Origin of the sequence: Amycolatopsis sp. NPDC005961 (assembly GCF_040629235.1) — a bacterium.
In the GTDB taxonomy this organism is placed as follows: Bacteria; Actinomycetota; Actinomycetes; order Mycobacteriales; family Pseudonocardiaceae; genus Amycolatopsis; species Amycolatopsis camponoti.
Genome location: NZ_JBEXVF010000044.1, coordinates 1 through 17,163, shown reverse-complemented (window position 1 = coordinate 17,163; position 17,163 = coordinate 1). Strand labels below are relative to the sequence as shown.

General features: G+C 70.9%; 18 protein-coding genes. 7 read left to right on the top strand and 11 right to left on the bottom strand.

Going from position 1 to position 17,163, the window contains the following annotated elements:
* Positions 1-55 precede the first annotated feature (55 nt).
* Positions 56-310, top strand: coding sequence for a WhiB family transcriptional regulator (locus ABZ342_RS31720; protein WP_072481920.1), 255 nt, complete (start codon positions 56-58; stop codon positions 308-310).
* Positions 311-622: 312 nt separating this feature from the next.
* Here the strand turns inward: ABZ342_RS31720 and ABZ342_RS31715 are convergent, their stop codons facing one another.
* From ABZ342_RS31715 to ABZ342_RS31700, 4 genes are all read right to left on the bottom strand, one after another.
* Positions 623-2,143, bottom strand: coding sequence for a PAS domain-containing sensor histidine kinase (locus ABZ342_RS31715; protein WP_155541120.1), 1,521 nt, complete (start codon positions 2,141-2,143; stop codon positions 623-625).
* Positions 2,144-2,145: 2 nt separating this feature from the next.
* On the bottom strand, positions 2,146-2,358 hold the full coding sequence (locus ABZ342_RS31710; protein WP_360480691.1) for a biotin/lipoyl-binding carrier protein: 213 nt from the start codon (positions 2,356-2,358) through the stop codon (positions 2,146-2,148).
* Between the two features lie 240 nt (positions 2,359-2,598).
* Entirely contained in the window at positions 2,599-2,919 is a 321-nt protein-coding gene (rsrA, locus tag ABZ342_RS31705) for a mycothiol system anti-sigma-R factor (protein WP_155541118.1), read from the bottom strand.
* Complete coding sequence (locus tag ABZ342_RS31700; RefSeq protein ID WP_155541117.1) at positions 2,916-3,539, bottom strand: sigma-70 family RNA polymerase sigma factor; 624 nt, start codon at positions 3,537-3,539, stop codon at positions 2,916-2,918. Before ABZ342_RS31700 ends, rsrA begins: the two co-directional genes overlap by 4 nt.
* A gap of 193 nt (positions 3,540-3,732) precedes the next feature.
* Here ABZ342_RS31700 and ybaK point away from each other — a divergent pair, with 193 nt between their 5' ends.
* Positions 3,733-4,209, top strand: a complete 477-nt coding sequence (ybaK, locus tag ABZ342_RS31695; RefSeq protein ID WP_155541116.1) for a Cys-tRNA(Pro) deacylase — start codon at positions 3,733-3,735, stop codon at positions 4,207-4,209.
* A gap of 9 nt (positions 4,210-4,218) precedes the next feature.
* Here ybaK and ABZ342_RS31690 read toward each other — a convergent pair whose 3' ends face one another.
* Positions 4,219-4,827 (bottom strand): alpha/beta family hydrolase, encoded by a 609-nt coding sequence (locus ABZ342_RS31690; protein WP_155541115.1) that lies wholly within the window; start codon positions 4,825-4,827, stop codon positions 4,219-4,221.
* Positions 4,824-5,582: an SOS response-associated peptidase gene (locus tag ABZ342_RS31685; RefSeq protein WP_155541114.1), complete on the bottom strand. Its 759-nt coding sequence runs from the start codon at positions 5,580-5,582 to the stop codon at positions 4,824-4,826. The genes ABZ342_RS31690 and ABZ342_RS31685 overlap by 4 nt, the downstream gene beginning before the upstream one ends.
* A 118-nt stretch (positions 5,583-5,700) precedes the next feature.
* Here ABZ342_RS31685 and rsgA point away from each other — a divergent pair, with 118 nt between their 5' ends.
* From rsgA to ABZ342_RS31670, 3 genes are all read left to right on the top strand, one after another.
* A complete protein-coding gene (gene rsgA, locus ABZ342_RS31680; RefSeq protein ID WP_155544229.1) occupies positions 5,701-6,723 on the top strand; it encodes a ribosome small subunit-dependent GTPase A in 1,023 nt (340 codons plus the stop codon).
* A gap of 102 nt (positions 6,724-6,825) precedes the next feature.
* The gene (locus ABZ342_RS31675; protein WP_360480685.1) at positions 6,826-7,710 is read left to right on the top strand and encodes a hypothetical protein; all 885 of its coding nucleotides are present in this window, start codon (positions 6,826-6,828) and stop codon (positions 7,708-7,710) included.
* Positions 7,711-7,779: 69 nt separating this feature from the next.
* A complete protein-coding gene (locus tag ABZ342_RS31670; protein WP_155541112.1) occupies positions 7,780-8,532 on the top strand; it encodes a hypothetical protein in 753 nt (250 codons plus the stop codon).
* Between the two features lie 227 nt (positions 8,533-8,759).
* Here the strand turns inward: ABZ342_RS31670 and ABZ342_RS31665 are convergent, their stop codons facing one another.
* Positions 8,760-9,251 (bottom strand): hypothetical protein, encoded by a 492-nt coding sequence (locus tag ABZ342_RS31665; protein ID WP_155541111.1) that lies wholly within the window; start codon positions 9,249-9,251, stop codon positions 8,760-8,762.
* On the bottom strand, positions 9,248-10,654 hold the full coding sequence (locus tag ABZ342_RS31660) for a wax ester/triacylglycerol synthase family O-acyltransferase (RefSeq protein WP_360480681.1): 1,407 nt from the start codon (positions 10,652-10,654) through the stop codon (positions 9,248-9,250). The genes ABZ342_RS31665 and ABZ342_RS31660 overlap by 4 nt, the downstream gene beginning before the upstream one ends.
* A gap of 34 nt (positions 10,655-10,688) precedes the next feature.
* On the opposite strand from ABZ342_RS31660, the gene ABZ342_RS31655 reads away from it, so the two are divergent.
* Positions 10,689-11,450: an RNA methyltransferase gene (locus tag ABZ342_RS31655; RefSeq protein WP_360480678.1), complete on the top strand. Its 762-nt coding sequence runs from the start codon at positions 10,689-10,691 to the stop codon at positions 11,448-11,450.
* Between the two features lie 3 nt (positions 11,451-11,453).
* Here the strand turns inward: ABZ342_RS31655 and ABZ342_RS31650 are convergent, their stop codons facing one another.
* Entirely contained in the window at positions 11,454-11,828 is a 375-nt protein-coding gene (locus ABZ342_RS31650) for an HAD-IA family hydrolase (protein WP_155544228.1), read from the bottom strand.
* 228 nt (positions 11,829-12,056) lie between these two features.
* On the opposite strand from ABZ342_RS31650, the gene ABZ342_RS31645 reads away from it, so the two are divergent.
* The gene (locus tag ABZ342_RS31645; protein ID WP_360480675.1) at positions 12,057-12,503 is read left to right on the top strand and encodes an Rv3235 family protein; all 447 of its coding nucleotides are present in this window, start codon (positions 12,057-12,059) and stop codon (positions 12,501-12,503) included.
* Between the two features lie 364 nt (positions 12,504-12,867).
* On the opposite strand, the gene ABZ342_RS31640 is transcribed toward ABZ342_RS31645, so the two are convergent.
* Complete coding sequence (locus ABZ342_RS31640; protein ID WP_360480672.1) at positions 12,868-14,043, bottom strand: cytochrome P450; 1,176 nt, start codon at positions 14,041-14,043, stop codon at positions 12,868-12,870.
* Between the two features lie 65 nt (positions 14,044-14,108).
* A complete protein-coding gene (secA, locus tag ABZ342_RS31635; protein ID WP_360480669.1) occupies positions 14,109-16,994 on the bottom strand; it encodes a preprotein translocase subunit SecA in 2,886 nt (961 codons plus the stop codon).
* Positions 16,995-17,163 lie beyond the last annotated feature (169 nt).

The window sequence follows — 17,163 nt, the reverse complement described above, 5'->3', positions numbered from 1 at the left end:
CGCCATTGACGACTGTGGCGCGGCCCTCCCGCGCCCTATGAAGGAGCTCACGAACATGGACTGGCGCCACGACGCGGCCTGCCGAGACGAGGACCCCGAGCTGTTCTTCCCGGTGGGAACCAGCGGTCCTGCTCTGTCGCAGGTAGCTCAGGCGAAGGCCGTGTGCCACCGCTGCACCGTCGCTTCCGACTGCTTGGCCTGGGCTCTGGCCAGCGGCCAGGACGCCGGCGTGTGGGGCGGAATGAGCGAAGACGAGCGACGCGCGCTCAAGCGCCGCCGTACGCACATTGGCACGCGTACCAACGCCTGATTTCACCAAGATCCACCGAGCCGAGTAGGAAAAATCACCCGGCGGGCATTTTTCGTGCCCACGCCGTCTGGGGTGATACCTACCCAGCTCAAGTTTAACAACCGAGGTGAAACCGCCCTACGACGGGTGTGCTGAAACCTCACCAGGACTTCAAGTCCTCGAAAAACGTTGAACGGCCCGGCACACGAGCACCACGTGCCGGGCCTTCAACGTTTCCTGGTTCCCCGCCCCCGGTTCCCTCCCGCGATCCGCACCCGATCACGTCCACCGAGACGGGTATGCCCGGCGGTGATCAAGTCCAAACAGGACGGTCTACAAGCGCCTCGAAAGAGGGATGCGCAGCGCGGCTTCCGTGCCTGTCACCCGGGTGGACGACGTCTCGGCGTGCACCTTCCGCAGCGACAGCGAGCCGCGCAGCTCGGACTCCACCAGCGTCCGCACGATCTGCAGGCCGAGGCCGTCGGAACGCTCCAGCGAGAACCCGGCCGGCAGGCCGCGCCCGTTGTCGCGGATCACGACGTCGAGCCAGCGGGCCGAGCGCTCCACGATCAGCTCGACCTTGCCCGACCGGCCCGCCGGGAACGCGTGCTCGATGGCGTTCTGCACCAGCTCGGCCAGCACCATCACCAGCGGCGTCGCGATCTCCGCGACCACCACCCCGAACGAGCCCTTCCGCTTCAGCCCGACCTGCGACTCCGCCGTGGCGACCTCGCCGACCATCGGGAGCACGTTGTCGAGCAGCTTGTCGAGGTCGACGCGCTCGTCCACCGAGATCGACAGCGCCTCGTGCACCAGCGCGATCGACGTCACCCGGCGCACCGACTCCGCCAGCGCGAGCCGCGCCTCCTCCGACGACGTCCGCCGGGACTGCAGGCGCAGCAGCGCGGCCACCGTCTGCAGGTTGTTCTTCACCCGGTGGTGGATCTCCCGGATCGTCGCGTCCTTCGACAGCAGCGCCCGGTCGCGGCGCTTGACCTCGGTGACGTCGCGGACCAGCACCAGCGCGCCCGCCGCCTGCCCGGCCGGCCGCAGCGGCAGCGCGCGGAACAGCACCACCGCGCCGCGCCGCGAATCGGCCTCCGTGCGGCTCGACGGCTTCCCGTCGAGCGCCTCGATGATCCGGTGGGACACCTCGGTCGCGTCGAACGGGTCGCGGATCAGCGACCGCGTCAGCGGCGCCAGGCGGGTGCCGACCAGGTCGGACTCGTGCCCCATCCGGTGGTAGGCGGACAGGCCGTTCGGGCTGGCGAACACGACGGTGCCGCTCGAATCCAGCCGGATCAGCCCGTCACCCACCCGCGGCGAGGTGTGCGTGTCGGTCGCGTTGGTGCCGCTCGGCGGGAACGTGCCGTCGACGATCATCTGGCACAGGTCGCCGGCACTGCCCAGGTACGCGATCTCCAGCGGCGAAGGCACCCGAGGTGCGGCGAGGTTCGTCTCGCGGCTCATCACGGCGACGACGTCGTCGTGGAACCGCACCGGGATCGCCTCGCGCCGCATCGGCAGGTCGCGGTACCAGTGCGGGTCCTCTTCACGGCAGATCCGCGCCTCGCGCATGGCCTTCGCCAGCTGCGGGTGCTCCTCCACGGTGAACCGGGTGCCGACGACGTCCTCGGGGTGCGCGGTGGGCGCCGTCGTCGGCCGCGCGTGCGCGACGCAGACGAAGTCGCCGCCGTCCGGCTGCAGTTCCTCGGTCACCGGGACCCAGAGCAGGAAGTCCGCGAAGGACAGGTCGGCCAGCAGCTGCCACTCCGCGACGACGGTCTGCAGGTGGTCCGCGGCCTCCCCGGGGAGGCCGGTGTTGTCGGCGAGCAGTTCGGCGAGCGTCGACACGGTTACTCGACCGTCCCGAGGACGTCGCCCTGCTGGACGCGGTCGCCCTTCGCCACGGCGAGGCTGGTCAGCGTGCCCGCCTTCGCGCTCACGGCGGGCAGCTCCATCTTCATCGACTCCAGGATCAGCACGGTGTCACCGGCGCTCAGCGTGGCGCCCGGCTCGGCGACGACCTGCAGCACGGTGCCGACCATTTCGGCCCTGATCTCGGCCATCCGGCACCCCTCCTCGCGCTCGCCCGGCCACCCCATCCAACCAGAACGGGACGTCATGACACACTTGAGAGGTTGACCAGCTTTGACGACGAGGAGTGAACATGTCGAAGCGCGCCCGCAAGCGTCGCAGCCGGAAGAAGAACAGCGCGAACCACGGCGGTAAGCCCAACTCCTGAACCCGGCGTCGGCACGCAAAAGGCCCCCGCACACCTGCGCGGGGGCCTTTGTCGTGCTCGGGTGCTATTCGGACCGCTGCTCGATGGTGACCTCGGTGCGCTCGACCGTGACGCCACCGCGGGTGGCGACGGTCTGGCGGATCGACGCCCGCAGCCGGCTCTTCAGCTCGGCCGGGGCGTGGTCACCGCCACACTTGCGGGCCAGCAGCTGCTTGAGGTGCTCGTCGATGCCGTACTCCTCGAGGCACGGCGGGCAGTCCTCGATGTGGGCGCGCAACGCGGCATCCCGCTCGGCACTGCACTCGCGGTCGAGCAGCAGGTAGATGTCGGCGAGCGCCTCTTCGCAGCGGACCTTGTCCGAAGCGCCTTCGCACATGTCGTTCATCGCCCGGCCACCTCTTCCTTGGCCCCCCGGATGAAGCCGCGCTCACGCGCGACGTCGGCGAGCAGGTCGCGCAGCTGGGCGCGGCCTCGGTGCAGGCGGGACATCACGGTGCCGATGGGCGTGTCCATGATCTCGGCGATCTCCTTGTACGCGAAGCCCTCGACGTCGGCCAGGTAGACGGCCAACCGGAACTCCTCGGGCAGCTTCTGCAGGGCGGCCTTCACGTCGGTGTCGGGCAGGTTGTCCATCGCCTCGACCTCGGCCGAACGCAGCCCCACGGAGGTGTGACTCTCCGCCTTGGCGATCTGCCAGTCGGTGATTTCCTCGGTGGGCTGCTGCACGGGCTGCCGCTGCCGCTTGCGGTAGCCGTTGATGTAGGTGTTGGTGAGGATGCGGTACATCCACGCCTTGAGGTTCGTGCCCGCCTTGAAGGACGCGAAAGCGGCATACGCCTTCAGGTAGGTCTCCTGGACCAGGTCCTCGGCGTCAGCGGGGTTGCGCGTCATCCGCATCGCGGCCGAGTACAGCTGGTCGAGCAGTGGCATCGCGTCCCGCTCGAAGCGCTCGGCGCGCTCGGCCTCGGTCGCTTCTTCCGACGCTGGGTTCTGCGTGCTCGGCAAACCGTTCCCTTCCCGCTCGGCGTCGATGCGCGTGCGCGCATACGGCGACGTCGAGTTTACGCGGGGGCCGGGCACACCGCGGTTCGCCGGTGCCTCAGGGCGGCGGCGGCTGCGAGAGCGTGTGGTGGCGAGGGTTGGTGTCACGTCCCGTACAACCGATCGGGGGGTGCGGGCATTCCCTAGACTCCGGCCCATGGCTGGCAAGGGCACCCCGGCGACGGCGCTGCTGGGGAAGCAGAAAGTGGCGCACACACTGCACGCGTACGACCACGACCCGCGAGCGGAGTCGTACGGCCTGGAGGCGGTGGAGGCGCTGGGCCTGGAGCGCGCCCGGGTGTTCAAGACGCTGGTCGCCGAGGTGGACGGCCGTCTGGTGGTGGGCGTGGTCCCGGTCACCGGGCAACTGGATCTCAAGGCGCTGGCGGCCGCGGCCGGGGGCAAGAAGGCGAAGATGGCGGACCCGGCGGCGGCCCAGCGGGCCACGGGGTACGTGCTGGGCGGGATCTCACCGTTGGGCCACCGGAGCCGGCTGCCGGTGGTGATCGACGCCTCGGCTCCGACGTTCGAGACGGTGTTCTGTTCGGCCGGACGCCGGGGCCTCGAAGTCGAGCTGGCGCCGGGCGAGCTGATCCGGCTCACGGCGGCGGTGGTGGCGCCGATCGCGGCCTGACCAGCGGGTTCAGGCCAGCGGACGCAGCACCCGGGACAGCCACTCCGTCGCCGCCCTGGACACCGTCTCCAGGTCCTTCGACAGGCTGTGGTCGCCGTCGACCATCACGATCTCGTGGTGCGGTCCCGCCTTCGGGCGGCCGAACGGGTCCCGCTCCCCCTGCACCACCAGGACCGGCACCTCCACCGCGTCCAGCTCCGGCTGGCGCGTCTTCTCCGGCTTGCCCGGCGGGTGCTCCGGGAACGCCAGGCACAGCACCGCAACCGCCTGCCCGGCCGACGCCGTCCGGCAGGCCACCCGGGCCCCCGACGAACGGCCGCCGAACACCAGGGGCAGCGCGTCGAAGCGCTCCGACAGCTCGTCCGCGATCGTCAGCCACGCCGTGTCCAGCTGGTTCGCCGGGGCCGGCGCGCGGCGGCCCGCCACCCGGTACGGCTGCTCGACCAGCGCCACGTGCACGCCGGCCGTCTGCGCCGCCCGTGTCACCGCGACCAGGTCCTTCGCGCCCAGGCCGCCGCCCGCGCCGTGGCCGAGCATGAGCACCGCCACGCCCTCCTCGGCGCAGTGCAGGTAGACCCGGGCCGGGCCGTACGCGGTTTCGATCGCGAGGGCGGTCATGACTTCGGCGCGTCGAACAGGGCGCCCTCTTGCGCCGGATCGACCCGCTCCAGCAGCTCGGGCCCGTTGTTGCGGACGTTGTTGACCAGGGTCGAGATCGGCCGCAGCTCCAGCGACGCCACGATGTCGTCGGGCGTCGGCACCAGCAGGTCCTTGACGTCCTCGCGGTCCGGGTCGAGCCAGCCGTCCCAATGGGACCTGGGCACGATCAGCGGCATCCGGTGGTGGACGTCGGTGAGCTGGCCCGCGGCGTCGGTCGTGATGATCGAGAACGTGATCAGCGGCGCCGCGTCCTTGTCGTCCTTCGGGTGCCAGCTCTCCCAGATCCCGCCGAACGCGATCGAGGAGCCGTCCGGCTCCGTCATGTAGAACGGCTCCTTCTCCTTGCCGGTGCGGCGCCACTCGAACCAGCCGTCGGCGGGCACCAGGCAGCGGCGGGACACCAGCGCGCGGCGGAAGGCGGGCTTCTCGGCGGCCGTCTCGGCGCGCGTGTTGATCATCCGCGAGCCGACCGACGGGTCCTTCGCCCAGAACGGCACCAGGCCCCACTTCATCATCCGCAGCGAACGCACGGCGGGCTCGTCCTCGAGGACCTGGCCTTCGTCGTCACGAGGGTGGCGCTGCACGACCGTGACGACGTTCTTCGTCGGCGCGACGTTGTGGTCGGCGCGCGCGTGCCCCTCGGTGAGGTCGATCGCCTCGAACTCCTCGATCAGTTTCGCCGGGTCCTTCGTGGCGGCGTAGCGGCCGCACATGACCAACCTCCTCGCCCGCCGGATACATCTTCGACGCCATCGTTACACGCAGGCCAGGGCCCTGGCGAGCGACGTGGGATCATTCGGGTGGGCACCGGTGCACGAGAGGACGACGGGTTTGGCGCGCAACGACTGGAGCAAGCTGGACGAGTCCGACGTCCGCGTGCGTCCCGGCAAGGGCACCCGGCCTCGCAGCAAGCGCCGTCCCGAGCACGCCGACGCGGTCAACGCCATGGTCATCGGCAAGGACCGCGGCCGCTGGACCTGCGCGATCGACGCCGATCCCGGGCAGGTGATCACCGCGATGCGAGCCCGTGAGATGGGCCGGACCCCGGTGGTCGTCGGCGACCGGGTCGGGATCGTCGGCGACGTCTCCGGCAAGCCGGACACCCTCGCGCGCATCATCCGCGTCGACGAGCGCACCAGCTCCCTCCTGCGCACGGCCGACGACACCGACCCGTTCGAGCGGCTGGTCGTCGCCAACGCGGAACGCCTGCTGATCGTCACGGCGCTCGCCGACCCGCCGCCGCGGACCGGCTTCATCGACCGCTGCATCGTCGCTTGCTACGCCGGCGGCGTCGAGCCGGTGCTGTGTCTGACGAAGGCCGACCTGGCCAGCCCGGACGAGCTCCTCGCGGGCTACGCGGGCCTCGACATCCCGGCGATCGTCAGCCGCTTCGACGAAACTCCCGAAGGCCTCGCCGAGATGCTGAAGGACCGGGTGACGGCCCTGGTCGGACACTCCGGTGTCGGCAAGTCGACATTGGTCAACCGCCTGGTCCCGAACGCCGACCTGGCCGTCGGCGTGGTGAGCGGAGTCGGGAAGGGGCGGCACACGTCCGTCGCCGCGGTGGCGCTGCCGCTGCCGGACGGCGGCTGGGTGATCGACACCCCGGGCGTCCGGTCTTTCGGCCTGGCCCACGTCACCGCGGACGACATCGTCGACGCCTTCGAGGAGTTCGCCGAAGCCGCCGAGGAGTGCCCGTCGGGCTGCGGGCACCTCGGGCCGCCCGAGGACCCGGACTGCGCGCTCGACGACGTCGTCACCGAGGGCCGGGCCGGCGCCGAGCGGCTCGCGTCGCTGCGGCGGCTGCTGCAGTCCCGCGGGGGCCACGAAGTGACTCGCGTCACAGACGCTTGAGACAACCGGGAACCGAACTCGGATCGTCACCGTCACATCGGTAACCATTCGCCCGTTCGGGCGATATTCCGAGCGGAAGTTCCGAGATCTGAGGGGAATTCGATGCGCAAGACCACCCTGGTCGCGGCGGGCGCCGCACTGGTGCTGACGTTGACGGCGTGCAGCACCTCCGGCACCGCCGCGCCGGCCGGCGCGGGCAACCAGCCGCAGGCCAACGGCGGCGGGCTGCTCGCTTCGCCGTTCACCGACGCGATCCAGCTGGCGTCGGCGTCCAAGCAGGGCACCGAGAAGTCCAAGTCGGCGAAGTTCACCATGGAGGGCTCCGCCGCCGGCCAGACCATCAGCGCGACCGGCGCGATGGCCATCGACGGCGCGAACACCAAGTTCTCGATGACCAGCACCGCGGCCGGTGAGACCACCGAGATGCGCATGGTCGACAAGGTCATGTACATCAAGCTGCCCGCCGAGCAGCAGAAGCAGATGGGCACCGACAAGTCGTGGGCCAAGATCTCGGCCGACGGCACCGACCCCGTCTCGCAGGCGATGGGCGCGTCGCTGACGCAGTCGGCCGAGCAGAGCGACCCGAGCAAGATGCTCGACCAGATCTCGAAGGCGGGCCGGATCATCTCGTCCGACCAGACCGAGCTGAACGGCGAGCAGGTCAACCACTACAAGGTCGAGCTGGACGTCGCCAAGGCGGTCGACCAGTTCACCGGCCAGCTCCCGGCCGCGACCCGCGACAAGGTCGCCGAGATGCTCAAAGGCAAGGACATCAAGATCCCGGCCGAGCTGTGGCTGAACAAGGACAACCTGCCGGTGCAGGTCACCATGGACCAGGGCCCGATGATGCAGGCGATGGGCGTGCCCGCGGGCGACGCGAAGTTCACGATGAAGTACAGCGACTGGGGCACCCAGGTCGACGTGTCGGCCCCGCCGGCCGACCAGGTCGTCGACCTCGGCGAGCTGATGAAGAAGGCCGGTCGCTGACCGAAGACTCTCAGTAGCAGCGGCTCCCCCGAACGGGTTCGGGGGAGCCGCTGTGTTTTTGTTGGCGCCATGCGCAAAGCCGCCGTCGTGCTGCTGTTCGGGTTCTTGCTGGGCTCGTGTTCTTCGCCGCCGTCACCACCGGCGTTCACCGACGCGCGAGCGCTGGCCGACGCCGCCACGGCGGCCACGACGAGCGGCGGCTCGGCGAAGTTCACCACGGACGTCGCGGTGGGCCAGGTCCGTTCGAAGGGCCAGGGCCAGGCGCGGTTCGGCGCGGGCGGGACGTCCCAGGTGATGACGACCGACTTTATCGGCGAGCCGATGGAGCTGCGGCTGGTGGCCGGCAAGCTGTACGCGAAGGTCCCGGAGGGATCCCGCGACGAGGTCGGCACGGGCAAGCCGTGGGTAGTGGTCACGGCGGCGGGGACCGACCCGTTTTCCCAGGTCCTGGGCGGAAGCCTGGCCCAGCTGACGACCCAGAACGACCCGGCGCACACCCTGGGCGAGATCCGGACGGCGGGTTCGATCGTCTCGTCAGAGCACGGAAAGCTGGACGGAGTGGCGGCGGAGCACTACCGGGTGGAGCTGGACTTGGCCCGGCTGGGGGCGGATTTGCCGGCGGGGCTGTCCGCGGATTCGGCTGGGCGGCTCGGCGGGAAGTTCCCGGTGGAGCTGTGGCTGGATGAGGGGCATCGGCCTTTGCAGGTCGTGCTGGATCTTTCGCCGATTCTGCAGGGTGGGGAGGCTCGGATCACTACCCGGTACAGCGAGTGGGGAGTTCCGGTGGATGTTCAGGCGCCGCCTGCGGGCGAGGTGGGGTAGGCGTTCTGCCTGGGGAGAGCGATCAGCGGCGGCAAAGTCGCGGTGGCTCGCTCACCCGCAGCTCCGCCGAAACCGCCCCTTCGGCTCCGCCCCACCGGACAGCCCCGCCCACCGGACAGCCCCCGCCCTTCCCTGGGGGGCGTCCCCGAACCCAGTCTATCGGCCACCCCCGACCACCCAGACCGGAATCCACCGGTTGTCCACAGGTCATCCCACCTGTGGACAACTCAGAGAAGCTCCAGCAAGAACGGCAGTTCCTGCGGCGCGTACCAAGCCAATTCGTGGTCCTCGGCGTCCCCCAGGGTGAACTCCGCGTCCGGGTCGCCCAGGTCTGCCGCGTCGATCACCGCCGCGGCCGCCGAGACCGCGTCGGCCGCCTCCGGGGCGTCCACGTGGATCGCCGCCACCGCCGACAGCGGGATCGGGCCGCCGATGCGGACCACCGGGGCGTCCAGGTCCGGGCGCAGCGTCAAGCCCTCGACGTCCGCCGAAATCACCACCCGGCGTGGCTCGCCCTTCTCCTCCGCCGCGATCAGCCGCAGCGAAGCGCGGGCCGCGTCCAGCAGGGCCGCGTACTCCAGCTCTTCGTCCGACCCGCTCGAATACGCCTCGCGCAAGGCCGGCGTCAACGCGAACGCCGTTCCGCTGCGGGCGCGGAACTCCCCCGAGGATTCGAGGTCGCGAAGCATCGCGATGGTCGCAGGCAGATAGACCCTCACCAGTGCGCACCCTTCAGCTCTTCCACGGACTCTTCGATCATCCCGGCCACGAGGTCGACGTCGAACGCGGCCTTGCGGTCGCCGTTCAGTCCGAAGTAGACGCCGCCGTGGTACGACGTCACCCCGATCGCCAGCGCCTGGGTGCGCATCAGCGGCATCACCGGGAACATCTCGACCAGTCTGGCCTCTCCCGCGTACATCGGCACCTGCGGGCCCGGCGAGTTGGTCACCATGACGTTGAAGATGCGCCCGGACAGCGACCCCGCCGCGCGCGCCCCCAGGGAGTGCAGGGTAGCCGGGGCGAAGCCGCCCACCTTGAGCAACCCGCGCGCCGCCACCGGGCGGCCCGAGTCCAGGTGCTCGGTCATCGCGTGGCCGATGTGCTGCAGCCGCAGCACCGGGTTGGGCTCGCCGACCGGCAGGTCCACCAGGTACGCGGCCACCTGGTTGCCGACCAGGGCCGGCGTCGAGTACTCCGCCGTCTCGGCGTCGCGGACCGCCAGCGGGACCAGCGCGCGGATCGTCGCGTTCGGCGTCAGCGACTCCTCGCGCGACAGCAGCCACTCGCGCAGGGCGCCCGTGATGGCCGCGAGGACGACGTCGTTGACCGTGCCGCCGTGGGCCGCGCGGATCTTGCGGAAGTCCTCGAGCCGCGTGCGCACCACCGAGAACACGCGCCCGCCGGACACCCGGACGTTCAGCGGCCCGGTCGGCGCCGGCTTCACCAGCGTGCGCAGCGTCGACGCCACTCCGCCGACGGTCTCGGCGAACTTGCCCGCCGCCGCGAACGCGTCGTTCGCCGCCGACCGGACGTTCTCCACGACCTCGCCCGGCCGCTGGACACCCTCGCTGACCGCGTCCAGCACCAGCTGCGCGCGGCTCGGCTCGCGCCGCGGCGTCCAGATGTCCTCGAACGGCTCCGGCTCGGCCGGCGTCGGGTCGAGGATGAGCTGGCCGAGCTCGATCGTGCCGACACCGTCCACAACGGACTGATGAGTCTTCGTCACCAGCGCCACCCGGTCACCGGACAGCCCCTCGATGAAGTACGCCTCCCAGAGCGGCCGCTCCGGCGCCAGCCGCCGCGACATCAGGCGCGCGACCAGGTCGAACAGCTGCTCGTCGCTGCCCGGCTGGGGCAGCGCCGAGCGCCGGACGTGGTAGTTCAGGTCGAAGTCGACGTCGTCCACCCACACCGGCCGCGCGAGGTGGCCGGGCACCTCCGCCACGCGCTGGCGGTAGCGCGGCAGGTACGCCAGTCGCGCCCCGACGAGGTCGAGCAGCTGCGCGTAGGTGAACCCGGAGCGCGGCCGCTCGAAGATCGCCACCCCGCCGACGTGCATCGGCGTCGCGTGGTCCTCGACGTAGAGGAACGAGGCGTCCAGCGCGGACAGGCGGTCGGGCATGAGCCGATCCTTACACAGTGCGAGACTGCCGGGTGTGGGTGATGAGTCGACTGTCTCGCCGAAAGACCGCTTCCTGACCGTCTACGGCCGGAAGCCGGTGCTCGAAGCGCTGGCCGACGGCGGCCTGCGCGTGGACAAGGTGATCCTCGCCGACACCGCTCGCGGCCCCGGCGCGGCGGAGATCCAGCGCGCGGCGAAGGACGCGGGCGTGGTCGTGCAGCGCGCCAGCGCCCACCGGGTCAAGGTGCTCGCGGGCAACGGCAAGCAGGACCAGGGCGTGCTCGCCGACGTCGTCGCGCCGCGGATGCGCGCGCTCGAAGCGGCGCTTTCGGACCGTCGCCCGCCGTCGCGCGTACTGCTGCTCGACGGCATCACCACGCCCGCGAACGTCGGGATGATCCTGCGCACGGCGACGGCCGCCGGGCTCGACGGCGTGATCGTGCCGCGCCGCGGCGTCGCGGCCCTCGACCCGCTGGTGGTCAAGGCTTCGGCCGGCGTCGCCTTTCGCGCGCCGGTGCTGCGGTGCGGTTCCGCGCGCGATGCCGCCGAAATGCTCACCGAAGCCGGCTACGGCCTTTATGCGCTTGGTGCGTCGGCTCCCACCACGGTTTTCGACGTCGACCTGCCGCAGCGCGCCGCGTTCGTGCTCGGCGGCGAGACGGGCGGAGTCGGCGCCGAAGTCGGCGAGCTCGTCACGGAATGGGTGTCCATTCCCATGCCGGGTGACGTCGAGTCGCTGAATGTCTCAGCCGCGGCGGCGGTCCTGTCATTCGAACTGGTCCGCCGCGCGCGGTGACGCTCACCCGTCCGGGAACAGCGCGTCGAGCTCGGTGAGCGTTTCCTCGACCGACCGGTGGTGCACGCCGACCATGCCCGCCTGGACGGCGCCGCGGATGTTCGCGGCGGAGTCGTCGACGAACGCGCAGCGCACGGCGGGCAGGCCGAGCTGGTCGGCCGCGATCAGGTAGACGGCCGGATCCGGTTTGGCGACCCCCACCTCGCCGGAAAACACGAGTGCGTCGAAATAGTCGAACATCGTGTTCTTGACCTCGGCCGACGCCCCGGGGGCGTTCGACAGCAGCGCGGTGCGGACCCCTCGCTCGCGCGCGGCCACCAGGTAGTCGTAGAAGCGGCCGGCGTCGGGATCCGTGAGAACTCCGGCGAAATCGACCAATAACCCCTTCAGCACCCGGCACACCATAGCCGGGGCGCCGACGCGTTGTCTCGCATAGCGCAACAACGGCTCGCGCCTACCGCACCGGTGTCGGCGAATCCATCGCTTCGGCGGTTCTTTCCCGAATCGGGCGATTCCCGTCGCCTTTCCGGCCGGTTCCCACCTCTAAGCGGCGGCGACGGCGAAATGCCGTGCCCGGGAGGGGAGGAAATGTCCGAGGAACACAGCGTGAGAACGCTGGTCCACACCGAAGTGCCGCGCCGGGCCGAACGGCCGCCGGCGATGCCCCGCCGAGAACACCGGCGCGGCGACGCCCGGTTGCCGGTGCCGAGGCAGCTCGAAGCGAGCGAGGTCCACCGCGTGCTGAACATGCTGCTGGAGGCGTACGACGGACGGCGGCCGGTCCCGCAGATCCGCGGGCTGGTGGGGCCGGAGGTCTTCGCCGGCCTCAGCGGGCCGCACCGAGCGGGGCCGCGCCACCGGATGCGCCGGGTCCACGTGTGCACCCCGGTGGCGGGGGTGATCGAGGCGTGCGCCCGGGTGGAGGTGGCAGGCCGGTCGGTCGCGCTGGCGGCCCGCTTCACCCGGACCCCGGCGGGCTGGCAGTGCGTGCGTTTCGCGCTGCTGAAGCCGGGCCGTCCGGACCAGCAGGCGCGCCGGCAGGCGGCGGCGTGAGCGGGGCGCACGCTGCCCGCGCACCGCCTGCGACGGCGCGGCCGGGCGCCCGCCGGGGTCAGTCGAGCCGGGCGGCACCAGCGGTCCGGCGGCACCGACCAACGCAGCCGGTCGGCCGGTGCCGCCGGCCAGGCCGGTCGGCCGATGCAGCCGGTCGGCCGGTACAGCCGGTCAGGCCCGGTCGGCCAGTGCAGCCGGTCGGCCAGTGCAGCCGGTCGGCCGGTGCGGATGGTTGCCGCGAGCCGAGCGTCGGAGGACTCACCCAAGACTTCCGGCGCCCGGTTCGGCCGCGGCCGAGCCGGCGCGACCCGAGATGCGCCGACCCAGCGAGGCCGACCGCGGCGGCCGCGGCTTCCCCTCGGTCCTAAGAGGCCACGACCGGGAGCGTCGCCAAGCCGCGCAAGGTCGTCGTCGCATTCCACTCGGGATCGCCCGCCAGCCTCAGCTTCGGCAGCCGGCGTGCCAGCTCCCGGAACACGATGCGGCCCTCCAGCCTCGCCAGCGGGGCTCCGAGGCAGAAGTGGATCCCCTGGCCGAACGCCAGGTGCCGGCCCGGCGTCCGGGACGGGTCGAACACGTTGCCGCCCGTCGACGGGTCGCGGTTGGCCGCTCCGATCAGGACTATCGCCTGGCTGCCCGCCGGGACCTTCACCTCGCCCAAAGCCGTGTCGCGCAACGCTGTGCGGGCCGTCAGCTGGACCGGGGAGTCGTAGCGCAGCGTCTCCTCCACCACCCGCTCGGGAGCCGCCGCCCCCACGCCGTCGTGGCGCAGCAGCGCCAGGACTCCGTTGCCGATCAGGTTCGTCGTCGTCTCGTGGCCGGCGATCAGCAGGAGCGTGAGCGTCACCAGCAGCTCGCCCTCGCTGAGCACGTCGCCCGCGTCCGACACCGCCACCAGCGCCGACAGCAGGTCCTCCCCCGGCTCGCGCCGCCGCTCCTGCGCCAGCGAACGGAAGTAGCGGACGAACGACTGCCGCGCCCGGACCGCGGGCTCGACCGAGTCCGGGTGCTGCAGGAACGGCGGGTCCAGCGCCCGCGCCATCGCGTGCGACCACTCCGCGAAGCGCTCGCGGTCGTCCAGCGGCACGCCGAGCAGCTCCGCGATCACCTCGACCGGCAACGGCTTCGCCAGCGACGTCATCAGGTCGAACCCGGCCGGCGCGCGGTCGACGAGCGACGCGGTGATCTCCTCGATCCGCGGCGTCAGCCGCTCGACCATCCGCGGCGTGAACGCCTTCGCCACCAGCCGCCGCAACCGCGTGTGGTCGGGCGGGTTCAGCGACAGGAACGCCCGGACCACGCGTCCCGATTCGTCGACCGGCTGGTCCGGAAGCCGGTCCGCCGGATCCAGGTACTCCGGTTCGGGGTGCCCGAAGGCCGGGTCGCGCAGCACCTGCGTCGCCTCGGCGAGGCCGCTGACCGCGAACATCCGCTCGGCCAGTTCGGCGACGGGGTAGCGCTCACGCCACCGGCGGTAGTGCGGGTACGGATCCGGCCGCCGACCGGCGCCGAACAACGCGAAGAACTCCTGCGGGTCCACCGGCTTCTCCCCTCGCGCAAGAACGGGGCCGGGGTGCGCGTGCACCCCGGCCCCGGAAAACCTCGTCAGCGACGCGGGCCCTTCTTGCCCTTCTTCTGGGCGTCGCGCTGGGCGGCCCGGCGGTCCCGGCGGGTCCCCCCGCCGCCACCGCCCGCGGCCTGCGCCCCGCCGTCGGCGTGCGACTCGACCTCGCCGTCCTCGCCAGGGCCGGACAGCGTCACACCCGACTGCTGGCCACCGCCGCCGAGGCCCTTGCCGCGCAGCGCGGCCGGGACGGACTCGGTGTCGGTCGTCGGCGGCTGCGGCGGCGCCGGCCGCGCGTGCCGGCCCTCCGCCGCCTGGCCGTTGCCCGAAGCGACGCCCGTGGGCAGCGCGGCGGCCTCTTCGGCCGGGGGCGCCTCGGCCCGCTCGACCTGGAGGTTGAACAGGAAGCCGACGGCCTCCTCCTTCAGCGAGTCGAGCATCGCGCGGAACATGTCGAAGCCCTCGCGCTGGTACTCGATCAGCGGGTCGCGCTGCGCGAGCGCCCGCATGCCGATGCCCTGCTTGAGGTAGTCCATCTCGTAGAGGTGCTCGCGCCACTTGCGGTCGAGGACCGTCAGCATCACCTGGTGCTCCAGGGTCCGCATGCCGTCCGGGCCGACGAGCGCGTTGATCTCCGCTTCGCGCTTGTCGTAGGCGTTGCGGGCGTCCTGCACCAGGGCGTCACGCAGGCCCTGAGCGTCGAGGTCGCCGTCCTCCATCAGGTCGTCCCAGTCGATGCTGACCGGGTAGAGCTGCTTGAGCGCGGTCCACAGCTTCTCGTGGTCCCAGTCCTCGGCGTAGCCGTTGGAGGTCGCGCCGTCCACATAGGCGTTGACGACGTCCACGAGCATGCCCTCGATCTGCTCGCGCATGTTCTCGCCGGCGAGCACGCGGTGGCGCTCGGCGTAGATCACCTTGCGCTGCTCGTTCATGACCTCGTCGTACTTGAGGACGTCCTTGCGCTGCTCCATGTTGATCTGCTCGACCTGGGTCTGCGCGCTCTTGATGGCCTTGGAGACCATCTTGTGCTCGATCGGCACGTCGTCGGGCAGCCGCATGGTCGTCATGACGCGCTCGACCATCGTCGCGTTGAAGCGGCGCATGAGCTCGTCACCGAGCGACAGGTAGAAGCGGGACTCGCCGGGGTCGCCCTGGCGGCCCGACCGGCCGCGGAGCTGGTTGTCGATGCGGCGCGACTCGTGCCGCTCGGTGCCCAGCACGTACAGGCCGCCGGCCTCGCGGACCTCCTCGGCTTCGGCCTTCGACTCCTCCTTGACCTGCTCGAGGACCTCGGGCCACGCGGCCTCGTACTCCTCGGAGTGCTCGACCGGGTCCAAGCCGCGCTCGCGCAGCACGTGGTCGGCGATCAGGTCGGGGTTGCCGCCGAGCACGATGTCGGTACCGCGGCCCGCCATGTTCGTGGCGACCGTGACGGCGCCCTTCTGGCCGGCGCGGGCGACGATCAGCGCCTCCCGGTCGTGGTGCTTCGCGTTCAGCACCTCGTGCGGGACGCTCAGCTTCACCAGCAGCTTCGACAGCCGCTCGGACTTCTCGACGCTCGTCGTGCCGACCAGGACCGGCTGGCCCTTCTCGTGCCGCTCGGCGATGTCCTCGGCGACGGCCTCGTACTTCGCGTCCTCGGTCTTGTAGATCAGGTCGGGCTGGTCGGCGCGGACCATCGGCCGGTTCGTCGGGATCGGCACCACACCCAGCTTGTAGGTCTGGTGGAACTCGGCGGCCTCGGTCTCGGCCGTACCGGTCATGCCGGCGAGCTTCTTGTAGAGACGGAAGAAGTTCTGCAGCGTGATCGTCGCCAGGGTCTGGTTCTCGGCCTTGATCTCGACCTTTTCCTTGGCCTCGATCGCCTGGTGCATGCCCTCGTTGTAGCGGCGGCCGGCCAGGATGCGCCCGGTGAACTCGTCGACGATCATGACTTCGCCGTTGCGGACGATGTAGTCCTTGTCCCGGTGGAAGAGCTCCTGGACCTTCAGCGCGTTGTTCAGGTACCCGACCAGCGGGGTGTTCGCGGCCTCGTACAGGTTCTCGATGCCGAGCTGGTCCTCGACGAACCGGACGCCCTTTTCGGTGACGGCGACGGTGCGCTTCCGCTGGTCGACCTCGTAGTGGTACTTCGAGTTGATCAGGTTGGTCTTCTCGGTGCGCTCGCGCGAGCCCATCGTGGTGGTGTCGATGCCCTGCATCAGCGGCGCGAGCCGGGCGAACTCGACGTACCAGCGCGACGACTGGTCCGCCGGGCCCGAGATGATCAGCGGCGTCCGGGCCTCGTCGATGAGGATCGAGTCCACCTCGTCGACGATGGCGAAGTTGTGCCCGCGCTGCACGCAGTCGTCGAGGCTCCACGCCATGTTGTCGCGCAGGTAGTCGAAGCCGAACTCGTTGTTCGTGCCGTAGGTGATGTCGGCGTTGTACTGGGCGCGCCGGACCTCCGGCTGCTGCTCCGAGAGGATGACGCCGACCTCGAGGCCGAGGAACCGGTGGATGCGGCCCATCCACTCCGAGTCGCGCTTGGCCAGGTAGTCGTTCGTCGTGACGACGTGGACGCCCTTGCCGGGGATGGCGTTGAGGTAGGCCGGGAGGACGCAGGTGAGCGTCTTGCCCTCCCCGGTCTTCATCTCGGCGACCTGGCCGAGGTGCAGGGCCGCGCCGCCCATGAGCTGGACGTCGAAGTGGCGCTGGCCGAGCACCCGCTTGGCCGCCTCCCGGACGACCGCGAAGGCCTCCGGCAGCAGGTCGTCCAGCGACTCGCCGTCGCCGTTCCGCTTGCGGAACTCCTCGGTCTTGGCCCGCAGCTCGGCGTCGGTCAGGTCCTTGACGTCGTCTTCGAGGGTGTTGATGTGATCGGCGATGTTGCGCAGCCGCTTCACCATCTTGCCCTCACCCGCGCGGAGCAGGCGGTTCAGCACCATCCGGTCGACCTCACTAGCTGATCAAGAGTGCGCCCAGGCCGGTCCCGGGCAGGTTTTCCCGTGGCGGCCGCCGTGGTCGGCGCCACCTTCCCACCCCATCGTAGGGAACGGTGGGCGTCGTGTGCACACGCCGTAGGTCCTGACATGCGGATGGCCCGCACGCGAGCCG